The following is a 16,512-nucleotide window of genomic DNA, read 5'->3' on the forward strand; positions in this document are numbered from 1 at the left end:
GGAATTAACTGGATTTTTTTTCAGGTAAGGAAACTGTATGTCTCGTGCAAATAAAAACATCACCATTCCGGTGAGTATTGGATACGGATTAACCGATATTATGGGCGGCGGCGCCTTTACCGTCATCGGCGCCTGGCTGCTATTTTTCTACACCACCTTTGTGGGCTTGTCTCCAATGGAAGCGGCCTCGATCGTTGCCATCGCCCGTATTGTCGATGCGGTAGTCAGCCTGTTTATGGGTAGCCTGACCGACCACTTCTATAAGAACTATTTTGGTAAGAAATTTGGCCGTCGGCGCTTTTTCCTGCTGATTGGCGCGCCGCTGATGCTGGTCTACGCCTTACTGTGGCTCGACGGCATGAGTTACGGTTTCTACCTCGCGGTCTATCTGGCGTTTGAAATTATTGCCGCCATGGTGCTGATCCCGTGGGAAACGCTGCCGTCAGAAATGACCAAAGAGTTTAACGGCCGCACCAAGCTCTCCACCTGCCGCATGTTCTTATCGGCTTCCGGCACCTTCCTGGCAACCTTTATTCCGGGGCTGCTGATCGGCTATTTTGGCGAGCAGAGCGCCAATGCCTACCTGATTAACGGCGTGATCTTCGCGGTGCTGTTCATGGTCTGCGTCTTTATCTCGTGGAAAGTGACCTGGGAGCGGGAGCTTACCCCGGAGATGCAGGCCGAGCTGGAAAAGTCAGCCTTGCCCACCAGCTTCTCTGACAAACTGCGAATGGTTGTCGAGCTGTTCAAATCCTACGCCTCGACGCTGAAAATCCGCGCTTTCAGAAAGCATCTGGCGATCTATCTGCTGTCGTTTACCGGCAAAGATGTCTACAACACCGTGTTTGTCTTCTTCTGCGTCTACTGCCTGAACGTCTCGTCATCCCTGGCGGGCAGCCTGCTGTCGATGAGTATCGTTGGTTTGCCGGTGACGCTGATTGCTGGCCTGGGGATCATCAAATACGGTCCGGCCCGGCTGTACGTTTTTGCCTATCTGGTGATGATGCTGTGCCTGGCCGGTTTCCTGGCGGTGTATCAGATCCCGGCGTTGAATACCGTTTTCACGCTGTTCATCCTGGCCGGGCTGTATCAGGTGGGCCGCTGCGTGCTGGAATTCACCCCGTGGAACGTGTTCCCGTTCATTCCCGATATTGACGAAATGGTCAGCCGTCAGCGCCGGGAAGGGCTGTTCGCCGCGGTGATGACTTTCTCGCGCAAAACCACCGTTGCCATCGCCACCTTTGTGGTCGGTTTTCTGCTGCAAACCGGGGGCTTCGTGAAGGGGAGTCAGGTCCAGCCGCCAGAAGCGGTTCATATGATTGCCATGCTGATGTTTATCGGCACCGCCGGACTGCTGATCCTCGCCCTCTGGCAGGCGCTGACCTTCCGTCTGAACAAACAGACTCATCAGATCTTCGTGGAAGAGGTGGAACGCCTGCGGGCTAACGGGTCCAAATCGGAAGTTGAACCGCACGTGCGGCGCATCGTGGAGGACCTGACGGGCCATGACTACGACAGTCTCTGGATGGAGCAGACTCCGGTCGCATCCCAACCGCGGGAAAGCGCCACCCCGGCCAGATGAGTGGTTTACAGCATTTTAATGCTGTCACACAACTTGCAATTGATGTCACACCAGATGGTGAAAAGTTAACGTAAATCAATATCGACATATCAACAATCAGTATGGTTAACGGCAGAGAATTTTTATGCTACCTACCATTCTAGTTGGGTTAGTAAGCCGGGCGGGGGGAACCACCCCGGCCCGGATCCATCGCTTAATCACTTTTAACGAGTACTATCATGAAAAATCCGTTATTACATGCGCAAGCCACGCTTCCTCACTACAACCGCGATGCCTTACAGTCGCGCATCGTGCATCTGGGTTTTGGCGCCTTCCATCGCGCCCATCAGGCGGTGTATGCCGATATGCTGGCAGCAGATCACGGCAGCGACTGGGGGTACTGCGAAGTTAACCTGATCGGCGGCGAGCAGCAGATCGCGGATCTGAAAGCGCAGGATAACCTCTACACCGTCGCCGAAATGTCGGCTGATGCCTGGACGGCGCGGGTGGTTGGGGTGGTTAAAAAAGCGCTACACGCCCAGGTGGATGGGCTGGAAGCGGTGCTGGCAGCCATGTGCGAACCGCAGGTGGCGATCGTCTCGTTAACCATCACCGAGAAAGGCTACTGCCATGCGCCGGCCACCGGGCAGTTGATGCTGGATCACCCAACGATCGCCACCGATCTGCAGAATCCGCATCAGCCGGTTTCCGCGGTGGGCGTGGTGGTGGAAGCGCTGGCGCGTCGTAAAAACGCCGGTCTGCCAGCCTTCACCGTGATGTCCTGCGACAACATGCCGGAGAACGGTCATGTGATGCGCAATGTCACCTGTGCCTATGCCCGGGCAGTGAGCAGCGAGCTGGCCGACTGGATCGAAGCCAACGTCACCTTCCCGTCAACCATGGTCGACCGTATCGTGCCTGCCGTCACCGCCGACACGCTGAGCAAAATCGAACAAATCACCGGCGTGCGCGATCCGGCAGGCGTGGCCTGTGAGCCGTTCCGTCAGTGGGTGATTGAAGACAACTTTGTCGCCGGACGTCCGGCCTGGGAGAAAGCGGGCGCCGAGCTGGTGGCCGACGTGATCCCGTTCGAAGAGATGAAGCTGCGCATGCTCAACGGCAGCCACTCATTCCTCGCCTATCTGGGTTATCTGGCGGGCTATCAACACATCAACGATTGCATGGAAGACGCGAACTACAAGCGTGCCGCCCACGCGCTGATGTTAAACGAGCAGGCCCCGACGCTGAAAGTCACCGGAGTAGACCTGGCTCGTTACGCCGATCTGCTGATCGACCGCTACAGCAACCCGGCGCTGCGCCACCGTACCTGGCAGATCGCCATGGACGGTAGCCAGAAACTGCCGCAGCGTATGCTTGACTCCGTGCGCTGGCACCGGGTGCACCAGCGCAGCTTCCCACTACTGGCGCTGGGCATTGCAGGCTGGATGCGCTATGTCGGTGGCGTCGATGAACGCGGCGAGGCTATCGAGGTATGCGATCCGCTGCTGTCAGTGATCCAGGCGGCGGTAGAGGGCAGTGCAGAAGGTGAAAGCCGTGTGAAAGCCCTGCTGGGGATTGAGACTATTTTCGGTCAGGAGTTGCCGCATGACAGCGTTTTCGTTGACGCGGTGATGAACGCTTACGCAGCGTTGCTGAAGAAAGGGGCCAAAGCCACCGTGGCCCACTACGCTACGCAGATCTAACTCCCTTCACATGCCGCCGTCCCCGGCGGCATGATCTTATTCCCACACTTCTTTACTCATACCGCTTATTTCCTGACCCAGCCGTTTAACCTTCGTTTGATAAAGTCATGTCACTCTGAATATCGTTAAGCAACATATTATCGATATAAGGAGAAAGGCGTATGTATAAGAAGATATTGATGCCTGTCGATGTATTTGAAATGGATTTAAGCGATAAGGCTGTGCGTCACGCCGCGTTTCTGGCGCGGGCGGATAATGCCGAAATTACGTTATTAAATGTTCTCCCGGTCAACAGTCGCGCCATGCTGCGGGGCTTCTCCTCGGATATTGTCAAATTTGAGGCTTATATGACCGAAGAATCTAACAACAAAATGAATGCGTTAAAGCGGCTGTTTGATATTCCGGCTGAGAATATTCATACCCTGGTACGGTTTGGCAGCGTGCGCGATGAAATTATCGCGATGGGTAAAGAAGGGGAGTTCGATATCATTGTTATCGGCTCGAAAAAGCCGGGGGTAACAACCCATCTGTTGGGTTCGAATGCCGAATCGGTTTTACGCTATGCCAAAATTCCGGTATTAGTGGTGCGCTAATTAAATCATCGCATCCCGGGCGTTTAACGGGATGCGAACACATTACTCTTCGCTGAACCAGTCGCTGTTTTCCTGACGGATTAACTGCACCGACTCGCCAATCTCCTGCAGATGCAGGGTCATCGCTTTTTCAACCGCATCGGCGTCGCGCTTTTCCAGCGCAGTGAAAATATCATGATGCTGACGCAGCAACATCTCCGGCGGCGAAACGTGGTCAAGGCTCATGTAACGCACCCGGTCCATCGTCGCTTTGATGTTCTCGATGGTATCCCATGCCAGCTGACAGCCAGCAATCTGCGCCAGCGTCTGGTGAAACTCGTCGTCGAGCAGGAAAAAATCGTTCAACTGCTTACGTTCAATGGCGATGCGCTGCTGATGCAGATTTTGCTCCAGCAGATAGCACTGATGATCGTCCACAAGGCTTGCTGCACGGCGCACCACGGCGCACTCGATGGCCTGACGGACAAAGCAGCCATTCTGCACCTGGGTGAGGGAGATCTTATTCACGTAGCTGCCGCGCTGAGGGCGGATCTGAATCAGGCCGTTTTCGGCCAGCTTAATAAAGGCTTCGCGAACCGGCTGGCGGGAGACATCAAAGCGCACCGACACCTCTTTTTCAGAGAGCGGGGTTCCCGGAGGGATCAGACAGTGCACAATGTCGCTGCGCAAAATACGGTAAATCTGCTGATTAACGGGTTGGGTCGGATTGAGTTGCGATTCAGCGGCCATTGGTTGTGATTTCTCAGAGAATTAACCGGTAAATACTACCATTCTTTTGCCGGGCATCCCAGACCTGGCCCGCAGGCCAGGTCCGGAAAAATCATCCGCGATGGACGCTCAGACCAGCAAAACTCTGGCTGACCGGCATCATTTCAACGGTGTTGATGTTGACGTGCTTCGGCAGGGTAGCCACCCACCAGACCGCCTCGGTGACATCGTCCGGCGTCAGGGCAGTGGTGTTCTCGTACGTTTTACCTGCTTTGTCGTCATCGCCTTTGAAGCGCACGTTGGAGAACTCCGTTCCGCCAACCAGACCCGGCTCGATATCCGTCACGCGGATAGCGGTGCCGTGCAAATCGGTGCGCAGATTCAGGCTGAACTGACGCACAAAGGCTTTGGTTGCACCGTAGACGTTGCCGCCCGCGTAAGGCCAGCTACCGGCGGTAGAACCGATGTTAATGACATGACCACGGTTGCGCTCGACCATGCCAGGCAGCACGGCGCGGGTCATATAGATCAGACCTTTGTTATTGGTATCGATCATCGTTTCCCAGTCTTCGACGCTGGCTTTATGCGCAGGCTCAAGGCCCAGCGCCAGCCCGGCATTGTTGACCAGTACGTCGATGTCGCGCCACTCGGCCGGCAGGTTAGCAATCATCTCTTCAATGGATGCGCGGTTACGCACGTCCAGCTGCGCGGTCAGAATGCTGTCCCCGAGCTCATCTTTCAGCTCCTGCAGACGCTCCTGACGACGGCCGGTGGCAATCACCTTATGGCCGTTGGCGACGAAGCGACGCGTGATGCTTTCACCAAAACCTGCTGTCGCCCCGGTAACTAAAATAATCATGTCACTGTTCCTCAACGCTTTTTGTGTAGTACTACCATAGCATGTGATCTGACGCAGAGTAAGGCGACTTTTCGACCCTGATGGTGACAGAGATTGCAGCCACTGCCGGGCTGGCCTACTCTGGTGAAATTCATCGTATTCAGGAGTCTGATATGTCTGGCACTAATCCCTTTTTCGCAAGCAGCCTGCTGCCGTACCAGGCGCCGCATTTTGATCTGATCGACGACAGTCACTATCGCCCGGCTTTTGACGAGGCTATCCGCCAGAAGCGTGACGAGATCGCCGCGATCGCCGGATCTGCGGCGGCACCTGACTTTACCAATACCGTGCTGGCGCTGGAGAAGAGCGGCGGCCTGCTGAGCCGGGTGAGCAACGTCTTCTTCGCCATGACCTCGGCGCATACCAATGATTATTTGCAGCAGCTGGAAGAGGCGATCTCTACCGAACTGGCGGCGCTGGCCAATGATATCTGGCTGAATGATGCGCTCTTCGGCCGGGTCGATGCTGTCTATAATGCCCGGCAGACGATGGCCCCGGACGCGGAGTCCCTGCGCCTGATCGAGGAGCTGCATCAGCGCTTTATTCTCGCCGGAGCCCGGCTGGGAGAGGCAGAAAAGCAGGAGCTGAAAACCATCAATACCGAGTCTGCCGCGCTCACCAGCCAGTTTAACCAGCGTTTGCTGGCAGCCGATAAAGCGGGCGGGCTGGTGGTGGATTATCCTCATCAGCTGGACGGGCTCAGCCAGGCAGAGCAGGCTGCGGCCGCCCAGGCGGCGGCGGATAAAGGGCTCAGCGATCGCTGGTTGATTCCGCTGCTGAACACCACCCAGCAACCGGCCCTGCAACAGCTGCGCGATCGCCAGACCCGGGAAAATCTGTTTAAAGCGGGCTGGCTGCGTACGCAGAAAAACGATGCCAACGACACCCGCGAGCTGGTACGTCGTCTGGTGGCGCTGCGGGCGCGTCAGGCTGAATTGCTGGGCTTCGACAGCTATGCCAGCTGGAAAATTGCCGATCAGATGGCCAAAACCCCCGACGCTGCGCTGGCGTTTATGCGCGGGATTGTCCCGGCTGCGCGCGGGCGTGCATTGCAGGAGCAGGCAGATATCCAGAAGGTGATTGATGACGAACAGGGCGGGTTTGAAGTACAGGCCTGGGACTGGTCGTTTTACGCCGAGCGCGTGCGGCTGGCGAAGTACGCCCTGGATGAATCTCAGGTTAAACCCTATTTTGCCCTCAACCGGGTGCTGACCGACGGTGTCTTCTGGGCGGCGACCCAGCTGTTCGGCATTACTTTTGTCGAGCGCAGCGACATCCCGGTTTACCATCCTGACGTGCGCGTCTGGGAGATCTTCGACCACCACGGAGAAGGCATGGCGCTGTTTTACGGCGACTTCTTCGCCCGGGACTCCAAAGGCGGCGGGGCGTGGATGGGGAATTTTGTCGAGCAGTCCCATGAGTTTGGTACGCGTCCGGTGATCTATAACGTCTGCAACTATCAAAAGCCGGCCGCAGGCCAGCCGGCGCTGATCTCCTGGGATGATGTCATCACCCTGTTCCACGAGTTTGGTCATACCCTGCACGGGCTTTTTGCCAGCCAGCGTTACGCCACGCTCTCTGGGACCAACACACCGCGCGATTTTGTGGAATTCCCGTCGCAAATCAACGAGCACTGGGCCAGCCATCCAAAGGTCTTTGCCCACTATGCCCGCCACTATGAAACCGGGGAGCCGATGCCCGATGCCCTGCGCGAAAAAATGCTCAGCGCGACCCAGTTTAATAAAGGCTATGACATGACCGAGCTGCTCAGCGCCGCGCTGCTGGACATGAACTGGCACGGATTAACCGCCAGCGAAGCGCCAGAGGATGTCGAGGCCTTCGAAACCGCAGCCCTGGAGCGGGAGCAACTGCATCTCCCCGCTGTACCGCCGCGCTATCGCAGCAGCTACTTCGCCCATATCTTCGGGGGCGGCTACGCAGCCGGATATTACGCCTATCTGTGGACCCAAATGCTGGCCGATGACGGCTATCAGTGGTTCGTGGAAGAGGGCGGATTGACCCGTGAAAACGGACAGAAATTCCGCGAGGCGATTTTGTCCCGTGGGAATAGCACTGATTTAGCTGAACTTTATCGGGTTTGGCGTGGGCACGATCCGCAGATTGAGCCGATGCTGGTGAATCGCGGATTGAGTGCGTAAGCCTTTTCAGGATTAAAAAAAGAGCCGGGCGCAAGGCCCGGCTCTTTTTCGTGCCAGCAGGAATAAACCCTGCCGACAAAATCTTTATTTGGCGCAGTAAACGCGCGCTTCACGCGGCGTATAAATACCAAAGGTAACAACGCCCAGCAGGCCATTCACAAAAGTCTGCTGCACTTCAGTGCGAACGACTTTGTCTGCACTGCCGCACACCTGAGCTGCGTCAATTTGCTTAGACTGACCGATTCCGCTAACGAAGAAATGGTGAGTGGTGACTTTCTGTGGCGCGAACGTTGTTCCTTGATTTACCGAAAATGATTGTTGAGCACAGCCGGAAACTGCACCTGCAATCAGGGCTACCATGATTAACTTTTTCATAAATGACCTTATTGTTTGTATGATTCGAAAAAAGGATGACAGGATTAGAGACTGCTACATATTAGACCAGTCGCGTCCTCGCGCGTTGGACCGTGAAAGTCGTTGCTACTGATAGGGCAACTACGAGGTTGAGGCAGCACAAATCAGAATCCTGCATGAAGATATAACTGAGACGACATACGCTGCGAAAAGGGTTCCGGTCGGATTAAATCACAAATATCCCCATGATTACTGCCGGAAAAATGACATTGATAAACGATAAAATTTGAGCTCAATAATGGATTTCTCCCCTCTACTGCACGCCTTAGCCGCCGTTGTACTCCAGTGCCTCTGCGGCCTCAGCCTGAGCAAGTGGGGCATTGGTGGAGCAATGGGCTGTCTGTGGTTTATCGCCCGGGAGCAGACTCAGGCGGAATACCGCTGGATCGCGCTGTTTGGCCACGGTAAGCGCGCTAACATGCCGTGGTGGGGCGGGTTTGACTGGCAGGTCTGGAACCTGGCCAGCCTGCTCGACTGGCTGGTGCCGGTCGCGGCCTGCACAGCGGTTTGGCTTGTTGCGCGTTATCGGTCATCGTCCACCAGCTCAAACCTCGTTTAACCTTCATTTATCTTGCTCATGCTAACCTGGTCAGGATCCGCAGCCCGGTATGGAATACCGGGTCCGTAGATATCAAAATACAAATCTATCCATGCAAGCATTTACCGCCAGTCTCTGGCGGTTTTTTTTTGTCTTTCGCTCAACATGAATTTTTTTCATCACCCATGAATTTTTCTCGTTTGCCGGGAGGCGGGCGCTATGACATCTTTTGGACATATAGCCATCCAGAAGGCTAATGTTCAAATGATGAATTATCACAGTCGGCAATTACCTGGCGACAGTTAAAGGAGATAAGCATGCAGCGACAACACGCCCCGAACCGCGCCGATGTAGTAGGCAGTTTTTTACGTCCTGACGCCATCAAACAGGCGCGGGTGAAATTTGCCAGCGGTGAGATCGACGCGCAGCAGCTGCGTGCGGTAGAAGACGAGGCGATTCGCCATGTGGTGGAGCAGCAATGCGCTTGTGGCCTGCAGGTGGTGACTGACGGTGAGTTCCGCCGCGCCTGGTGGCATTTTGATTTCTTCGATGGCCTGCAGGGCGTAGAGCGTTACGACTCGAACCAGGGGATCCAGTTCAACGGCGTGCAGACCAAAGCCCACGGCGTGCGCGTCACCGGCAAGCTGGGGTTCGGCAGCCATCCGATGCTGGACGACTTCCGCTATCTGCAGAGCGTCAGCGGCAACGCCCAGCCGAAGATGACCATCCCGAGCCCGAGCGTGCTGCACTTCCGCGGCGGGCGTAAGGATATCGACGCCACGGTCTATCCGGATCTGGATGTTTACTTTGATGACCTGGCGCAAACCTGGCGCGATGCGATCTACGCTTTCTATAACGCCGGTTGCCGCAACCTGCAGCTGGATGACACCGTCTGGGCCTACCTCTGCTCGGACGATCAGCGTCGCCAGATCCGCGAGCGCGGGGATGATCCGGACCAGTTGGCGCGCACCTATGCTCGCGTGCTGAATAAGGCCCTTGAAGGCAAGCCGGACGATCTGACCATCGGGCTGCACGTCTGTCGCGGTAACTTCCGCTCGACCTGGATCTCTGAAGGGGGCTACGAGCCGGTCGCAGAAATCCTGTTTGGCACCGTCAACGTCGATGCCTTCTTCCTCGAATACGACAACGATCGCAGCGGCGACTTTGCCCCGTTACGCTTTGTCCGTCCGGGCAAACAGCAGGTGGTGCTGGGCCTGATCACCACCAAAAGCGGCGAGCTGGAGAACCCGGAAGGGGTGAAAGCGCGTCTGGAAGAGGCGGCGAAGTATGTCGCGAAAGAGCAAATCTGCCTCAGCCCGCAGTGCGGCTTTGCCTCCACCGAAGAGGGCAACGCCCTGACCGAAGCCCAGCAGTGGGATAAGGTTCGCCTGGTCACGCAAATCGCCAGCGAAGTCTGGTAAGTGCTTATCCACAGCGTTGCATTAATAAAGTGCAACGCTGTGCCATTCTGATCCGCATCCGCGTTTAAAACGCTCTCCAGCTCCCTGATCCCACTGGTTTTTCATTCTGGCATCCTTTTTGCTCTGACTAATCCTGAATGCTTTTTCTGCGTCCACGCCGTAACGGACGATTTCGCACAGCGTTGTTTTTCAGGAGTGAAAATTATGCATCGTCGTACCTTAATCAAAGCCTTTGCTTTATCGGCCTCCGTAGTGGCCATGGGGATGAGTTTCAGCGTGCAGGCAGCCGACACCATCAAGATTGGCATCATGCATTCGCTCTCCGGCACGATGGCGATCTCTGAAACGCCACTGAAAGACGTGGCGCTGATGACCATCGACGAAATCAACGCCAAAGGCGGGGTGCTGGGCAAAAAACTGGAGCCGGTAGTGGTGGATCCCGCCTCCAACTGGCCGCTGTTTGCCGAGAAAGCCCGTCAGCTGTTGAGCCAGGATAAGGTGGCGGCGGTCTTTGGCTGCTGGACCTCAGTGTCGCGCAAATCGGTGTTGCCAGTGTTTGAGGAGCTGAACGGTCTGCTGTTCTACCCGGTGCAGTACGAAGGGGAAGAGATGTCGCCGAACGTCTTCTACACCGGTGCCGCACCTAACCAGCAGGCCATCCCGGCGGTGGAGTACCTGATGAGCGAAGACGGCGGCGAGGCGAAACGCTTCTTCCTGCTGGGCACTGACTACGTTTACCCGCGTACCACCAACAAAATTCTCCGCGCTTTCCTGCACTCGAAAGGCGTTCAGGATAAAGACATCGAAGAGGTCTACACCCCGTTCGGTCACAGCGATTATCAGACCATTGTCGCCAGCATCAAGAAATTCTCCGCCGCAGGCAAAACCGCGGTGGTCTCTACCATTAACGGTGACTCTAACGTGCCGTTCTACAAAGAGCTGGCTAACCAGGGTGTAAAAGCCACCGACGTGCCGGTCGTCGCCTTCTCGGTGGGTGAAGAGGAGTTGCGCGGCATCGATACCAAACCGCTGGTGGGCAACCTGGCGGCGTGGAACTACTTCGAGTCCGTGGATAACCCGGCCAACCAGACCTTCGTCGCCACGTATAAAAACTGGGCCAAAGCGCAGAAGCTACCGAACGCCGGCACGGTGGTGACCAACGATCCGATGGAAGCCACCTACGTGGGGATCCACATGTGGGCCCAGGCGGTAGAGAAAGCGGGTACCACCGACGTGGATAAAGTGCGTGCCGCGATGGCCGGTCAGTCTTTCAAAGCGCCGTCGGGCTTCACCCTGACCATGGATGCCACCAACCACCACCTGCATAAGCCGGTGATGATTGGCGAGATCGAGGGTAATGGCCAGTTCAACGTCGTGTGGCAGACCGAAGCCCCGGTGCGCGCCCAGCCGTGGAGCCCGTACATCGCCGGGAATGACAAAAAGCCCGACACTCCGATCAAAACCGCCAGCAACTGAATCCGGATCATAAAGAGGTAAAGCCATGAACGTCATGCGCATGATCTTCGCTCTCGTATGGCTTGCCGGACTGCTGCCAGGGATGGCACAGGCAACGGACGCCGATAACTTTGTCGCTGCCAGCCGCAGCCAGCAGGCGGTACTGCTCGAGCAGTGGGCCGCCGCGCCCGATCCCGCCCGGCTGGCGCTGCTGCGCGCCTTACAGCAGGAAAATGTCTTTGTCGATACCCATAAGCAGGCCTTCACCCGGGAAAACGGCGTCTTAACCGCTCTCGGTGAAGCCGCCCAGCCCGAGGGGGCCACCAAAGCCGTGCGGCTCACCAACCGCCTGCGGGTGCTGGCCGCCACGGCGCTCGCCACCCACCAGCTGACAGGTGACAGTGTCACTGAAAGGCTGGCGGCGGCGAAGCAACTCCAGCGCGATCCCCAGCCGCAGATGTTGCCTTTTTTACAGCGTCAGCTGGCAAGCGAGAGCGATGACGCGGTGCGTCAGGTGCTGAGCCTGGCCGTTGCCAGCCTGCAACTGACCAGTACCCAGCCAGCGGTGCGCCAGCAGGCCGTCACGCTGTTGGGCGAGTCGAGCGACCCGGAGGTGCAGTCCCGGCTGCTGCCATATACCCATGCGCAGACCGAGCCGGACGCTGGCGTGCGGGAAGCCGCCGCGGAAAGCCTGCGTCAGATCCAACACCGTCAGACCATCAGCGACCTGCTGGGCCAGGCGTTTATGGGTCTGTCGCTGGGCTCCATTCTGCTGCTCGCCGCGCTCGGCCTGGCGATCACCTACGGCCTGCTGGGGGTGATCAACATGGCCCACGGCGAAATGCTGATGCTCGGGGCCTACGCCACCTGGATGGTGCAGCAGGCGATGGCGCAGTTTACCCCACAGTGGCTCACCTTCTACCCGCTGGTGGCGCTGCCGGTGGCGTTCGCGCTCACCGCTGGCGTAGGCATGGCGCTGGAGCGCACGGTGATCCGCCACCTCTATGGCCGCCCCCTGGAAACATTGCTTGCGACCTGGGGTATCAGCCTGATGCTGATCCAGCTGGTGCGCATGATCTTCGGGGCGCAAAACCTCGAGGTCGCTAACCCGGCGTGGCTCTCCGGCGGCGTGCAGGTCTATGCCAGCCTGATTCTGCCGTGGAACCGGCTGGTGGTGCTGGGCTTTGTGCTGCTGGTGCTGTTTTTCACATGGCTGATCCTCAACAAAACCCGGCTGGGGCTCAACGTGCGGGCGGTGACGCAAAACCGCAGCATGGCGGCCTGCTGCGGGGTGCCCACCGGGCGCGTCGATATGCTGGCCTTCGGGCTGGGTTCCGGGATTGCTGGTCTCGGCGGGGTGGCGCTGTCGCAGCTGGGCAACGTCGGGCCGGAGCTGGGCCAGGGCTATATCATCGACTCCTTCCTGGTGGTGGTGCTCGGCGGCGTGGGTCAACTGGCCGGTAGCGTGGCGGCCGCCTTTGGGCTGGGGATTTTCAATAAGATCCTCGAGCCGCAGATGGGGGCCGTACTCGGCAAAATCGTGATTCTGGTGGCGATCATTCTGTTTATTCAGAAGCGTCCTCAGGGCTTGTTTGCACTGAAAGGGAGGGTAATCGACTGATGAGCCAGCCACTGACCTTAACCCTGGCGCGGAGAGCGCCGCGCAGCGTACCGATACTCCTCGGCCTGCTTCTCGCCGCACTGCTGGTGCTGCCGTTTCTGGCCCTGCTGCCCGCCACGCATCCGCTGGCGGTCTCCACCTGGATGCTGACCCTGGTGGGCAAAATCCTCTGCTACGCCATTGTCGCCGTAGCGCTGGATCTGGTCTGGGGCTACGCCGGCATGTTGTCCCTGGGCCACGGCCTGTTCTTTGCCCTCGGCGGCTACGCCATGGGGATGTACCTGATGCGCCAGGCTGCGGGGGACGGCCTCCCGGCCTTTATGTCGTTTCTCTCCTGGAGCGAGCTGCCCTGGTTCTGGTGGGGCACCCAGCATTTTGCCTGGGCGCTGGTGCTGATCGTGATGGTGCCGGGCCTGCTGGCGCTGCTGTTCGGCTGGTTTGCCTTCCGCTCAAAAATCAAAGGGGTCTATTTCTCGATCATGACCCAGGCGCTGACCTTCGCCGGGATGCTGCTGTTCTTCCGCAATGAAACCGGCTTTGGCGGCAACAACGGCTTTACCGGCTTTACCACGCTGCTGGGCTTTTCGGTCACCGCCACCTCGACGCGCATCGCCCTGTTTATTGCCACCGTGCTGCTGCTGGCGGCATCGCTGGGAGTGGGCTACGCGCTGGCAAAAAGTAAGTTTGGCCGCATCCTGACCGCGGTGCGCGACGCGGAAAACCGGTTGACCTTCTGCGGCTACGATCCCCGCGGGTTTAAGCTGCTGGTCTGGACCTTATCCGCGGTGCTGTGCGGGCTGGCCGGGGCGCTGTACGTCCCGCAGGTGGGGATCATCAACCCCGGCGAGATGTCGCCGACCAACTCCATCGAAGCGGCAATCTGGGTAGCGCTTGGCGGACGCGGGACGCTGATCGGCCCGGTGATGGGCGCCGCGCTGGTCAACGGGGCAAAAAGCGTCTTCACCGTGGCGATGCCGGAGTACTGGCAGCTGTTCCTTGGGCTGATCTTTATCGCGGTCACGCTGTTCTTACCCCGCGGCGTAACGGGACTGTTCCGCAAAGGAGACCAGTAATGAGCGAGCAATTATTTACCCGCCAGCTGCCCGGGGATCGCTACCGCGACCAGACCGACCCGGTGCTACAGCTGGAGGGGATTAACGTCAGCTTTGACGGTTTTAAGGCGTTGACCGATCTGTCGCTCAATATTGGCGTGGGCGAGTTGCGCTGCGTGATCGGTCCCAACGGCGCGGGAAAAACCACGCTGATGGACGTCATCACCGGCAAAACGCGGCCCCAGAGCGGGCGGGCGATATACGATCAGTCCACGGATCTCACCACCCTGGATTCCATAGCCATTGCCCGGCAGGGTATCGGGCGCAAGTTTCAGAAGCCGACGGTATTTGAGGCCCTGACGGTGTGGGAGAACCTCGAGCTGGCGATGAAGGGGGATAAATCGGTGTGGGCCAGCCTGCGCGCCCGGCTGAGCAGCGAGCAGGGGGACAGGATCAACGAGATGCTGAGCCTGCTGCGCCTCGGCGCGGAGCGCCATCGCCGGGCGGGATTGCTGTCGCACGGTCAGAAGCAGTTCCTGGAGATCGGCATGCTGCTGGTGCAGGAGCCGCATCTGCTGCTGCTCGACGAACCGGCCGCCGGGATGACCGACGCTGAAACCGAGTACACCGCCGAACTGTTTCGCACTCTGGCGGGGAAGCACTCGTTGATGGTGGTGGAACATGACATGGGCTTTGTCGAAACCATTGCCGATCACGTCACCGTATTACATCAGGGCCGGGTGCTGGCTGAGGGCTCGCTGCGCGAGGTTCAGGCCAACGAGCAGGTGATTGAAGTCTATCTCGGACGCTAAGGAGCGCGGATGCTACAGGTTAACGAACTGAATCAGTATTACGGCGGGAGCCACATCCTGCGCGGGGTCAGCTTTGAGGCGCTGTCCGGGGAAATCACCTGCCTGCTGGGGCGTAACGGGGTGGGCAAAACCACGCTGCTGAAATGCCTGATGGGGCTGATCCCGGCGCGCAACGGGGAGATCCTCTGGCAGGGCAAACCCATTACCCACGCCAGACCACATCAGCGGGTGCAGGCCGGGGTGGCCTATGTGCCTCAGGGGCGGGAGATCTTTCCCCGCCTGACGGTGGAGGAGAATCTGCTGCTCGGGCTGTCACGTTTTTCGGCGCGCGAGGCGAAGCAGGTGCCGGAGGAGATCTGGCAGCTGTTTCCGGTATTGCAGGAGATGAAGCAGCGCCGGGGGGGCGATCTCTCGGGCGGGCAACAGCAGCAGCTGGCGATTGGCCGGGCGCTGGCGAGTCGTCCTCAACTGTTGATTCTTGATGAGCCGACGGAGGGGATTCAGCCCTCGGTGATTAAGGAGATTGGTCAGGTGATCCGCCAGCTGGCCAATCGGGGCGACATGGCGATCCTGCTGGTAGAGCAGTTTTACGACTTCGCCGCCGAGCTTGCCGACAGCTATCTGCTGATGTCCCGGGGCAGCATCATCCAGCGCGGCCGCGGGGAGGATATGGAACAGGAGGGCGTTCGCGGTCTGGTGGCGATTTAACGGAGTTGTTTTGCGGTATGTTATAATATAACATTCAAAACTCTTTAAAATGGAGTGAGGACGTTATCTTGGCAGGACCTATTGGTAAATATGCAATGACTCTGGGGGCGCTGCTGGTCAGCGGCCAGCTGTATGCCCACTCGCACGGCCACCAGATGACCGAGGCGGAACAAAAAGCAGCCAACGGCGTGTTTGACGACAAAGACGTAAAGGATCGGCCGCTCTCCAACTGGGACGGCGTCTGGCAGTCGGTCTATCCGTTCCTGCTGAGCGGCGATCTCGACCCGGTATTCAAAAAGAAAGTCGAGAAAGACAACAGCAAAACCTTTGACCAGGTGAAAGCCTATTACCGCACCGGCTACGCCACCGACGTGGAGACCATCGGCATTGAGAACAATGTGATGGAGTTCCACACCGGGAAAAACGTCAGCCGCTGTGAATATGTCTCTAACGGCTACAAGATCCTGACCTATGCCTCCGGCAAGAAGGGCGTGCGTTACCTGTTTGAATGTAAGGACGCCAGCAGCAAGGCACCGAAGTTTGTCCAGTTCAGCGACCACACCATCGGTCCGCGCCAGTCTGCCCATTTCCATATCTTTATGGGTAACACCTCCCACGAGGCGTTATTAAAAGAGATGGATAACTGGCCGACCTATTATCCAAACGAAATGTATACAAAGCAGGTGGTGGAGGAGATGTTGCACCATTAATTCGGTGCGGCCTGTGCGCCGGGTGGCGGCTATGAACTGCACCCAAAATGTTGGACACGATCTGACATCTGAGGGTGCAGTTTATGAAACATTCTTCTGCTGTAAAACTTGCGGCCGTACGTCACTATCTTGCCGGAAAGGCCGGTATGGATGCCACGG

General features: G+C 57.9%; 15 protein-coding genes. 12 read left to right on the forward strand and 3 right to left on the reverse strand.

The genetic code is table 11. The features are described from left to right. Positions 1-37: 37 nt before the first annotated feature. The 3 genes from M8318_RS22535 to M8318_RS22545 all read left to right on the forward strand — a co-directional run bounded on the left by M8318_RS22535 (position 38) and on the right by M8318_RS22545 (position 3,857). Entirely contained in the window at positions 38-1,582 is a 1,545-nt protein-coding gene (locus M8318_RS22535; protein WP_262664647.1) for an MFS transporter, read from the forward strand. Positions 1,583-1,800: 218 nt separating this feature from the next. Then, positions 1,801-3,264 (forward strand): mannitol dehydrogenase family protein, encoded by a 1,464-nt coding sequence (locus M8318_RS22540; protein ID WP_262664648.1) that lies wholly within the window; start codon positions 1,801-1,803, stop codon positions 3,262-3,264. 161 nt (positions 3,265-3,425) lie between these two features. Beyond that, the gene (locus tag M8318_RS22545) at positions 3,426-3,857 is read left to right on the forward strand and encodes a universal stress protein (protein ID WP_262664649.1); all 432 of its coding nucleotides are present in this window, start codon (positions 3,426-3,428) and stop codon (positions 3,855-3,857) included. A 42-nt stretch (positions 3,858-3,899) separates the two neighbouring features. Here the strand turns inward: M8318_RS22545 and M8318_RS22550 are convergent, their stop codons facing one another. Together M8318_RS22550 and ydfG are read right to left on the reverse strand one after the other, a co-directional pair. After that, positions 3,900-4,586: a GntR family transcriptional regulator gene (locus M8318_RS22550; protein WP_262664651.1), complete on the reverse strand. Its 687-nt coding sequence runs from the start codon at positions 4,584-4,586 to the stop codon at positions 3,900-3,902. Between the two features lie 91 nt (positions 4,587-4,677). Further along, entirely contained in the window at positions 4,678-5,424 is a 747-nt protein-coding gene (gene ydfG / locus M8318_RS22555; RefSeq protein ID WP_262664653.1) for a bifunctional NADP-dependent 3-hydroxy acid dehydrogenase/3-hydroxypropionate dehydrogenase YdfG, read from the reverse strand. Positions 5,425-5,576: 152 nt separating this feature from the next. On the opposite strand from ydfG, the gene dcp reads away from it, so the two are divergent. Next, positions 5,577-7,622 carry a peptidyl-dipeptidase Dcp gene (dcp, locus tag M8318_RS22560; RefSeq protein ID WP_262664654.1) on the forward strand — a complete coding sequence of 682 codons (2,046 nt, stop codon included), beginning with the start codon at positions 5,577-5,579 and terminating at the stop codon, positions 7,620-7,622. 84 nt (positions 7,623-7,706) lie between these two features. On the opposite strand, the gene M8318_RS22565 is transcribed toward dcp, so the two are convergent. Continuing rightward, positions 7,707-7,997 carry a Bor family protein gene (locus M8318_RS22565; RefSeq protein WP_262664655.1) on the reverse strand — a complete coding sequence of 97 codons (291 nt, stop codon included), beginning with the start codon at positions 7,995-7,997 and terminating at the stop codon, positions 7,707-7,709. 277 nt (positions 7,998-8,274) lie between these two features. On the opposite strand from M8318_RS22565, the gene M8318_RS22570 reads away from it, so the two are divergent. The 8 genes from M8318_RS22570 (at position 8,275) to zinT (ending at position 16,353) form a co-directional block, all read left to right on the forward strand. Beyond that, positions 8,275-8,595 (forward strand): hypothetical protein, encoded by a 321-nt coding sequence (locus tag M8318_RS22570; RefSeq protein ID WP_262664656.1) that lies wholly within the window; start codon positions 8,275-8,277, stop codon positions 8,593-8,595. Between the two features lie 296 nt (positions 8,596-8,891). After that, positions 8,892-9,995, forward strand: coding sequence for a cobalamin-independent methionine synthase II family protein (locus M8318_RS22575; RefSeq protein ID WP_262664657.1), 1,104 nt, complete (start codon positions 8,892-8,894; stop codon positions 9,993-9,995). Positions 9,996-10,199: 204 nt separating this feature from the next. Further along, entirely contained in the window at positions 10,200-11,471 is a 1,272-nt protein-coding gene (gene urtA / locus M8318_RS22580; protein WP_262664658.1) for an urea ABC transporter substrate-binding protein, read from the forward strand. 25 nt (positions 11,472-11,496) lie between these two features. Then, entirely contained in the window at positions 11,497-13,071 is a 1,575-nt protein-coding gene (gene urtB, locus M8318_RS22585) for an urea ABC transporter permease subunit UrtB (RefSeq protein ID WP_262664660.1), read from the forward strand. Beyond that, on the forward strand, positions 13,071-14,144 hold the full coding sequence (gene urtC / locus M8318_RS22590; RefSeq protein ID WP_262664661.1) for an urea ABC transporter permease subunit UrtC: 1,074 nt from the start codon (positions 13,071-13,073) through the stop codon (positions 14,142-14,144). Before urtB ends, urtC begins: the two co-directional genes overlap by 1 nt. Continuing rightward, positions 14,144-14,935 (forward strand): urea ABC transporter ATP-binding protein UrtD, encoded by a 792-nt coding sequence (urtD, locus tag M8318_RS22595; protein WP_166182394.1) that lies wholly within the window; start codon positions 14,144-14,146, stop codon positions 14,933-14,935. Before urtC ends, urtD begins: the two co-directional genes overlap by 1 nt. 9 nt (positions 14,936-14,944) lie before the next feature. Then, positions 14,945-15,643 (forward strand): urea ABC transporter ATP-binding subunit UrtE, encoded by a 699-nt coding sequence (urtE, locus tag M8318_RS22600; RefSeq protein WP_262664662.1) that lies wholly within the window; start codon positions 14,945-14,947, stop codon positions 15,641-15,643. A 68-nt stretch (positions 15,644-15,711) separates the two neighbouring features. Continuing rightward, positions 15,712-16,353, forward strand: a complete 642-nt coding sequence (gene zinT / locus M8318_RS22605; RefSeq protein ID WP_262664663.1) for a metal-binding protein ZinT — start codon at positions 15,712-15,714, stop codon at positions 16,351-16,353. Positions 16,354-16,512 lie beyond the last annotated feature (159 nt).

The organism is Leclercia tamurae (assembly GCF_025566055.1).
In the GTDB taxonomy this organism is placed as follows: domain Bacteria; phylum Pseudomonadota; class Gammaproteobacteria; order Enterobacterales; family Enterobacteriaceae; genus Enterobacter; species Enterobacter tamurae.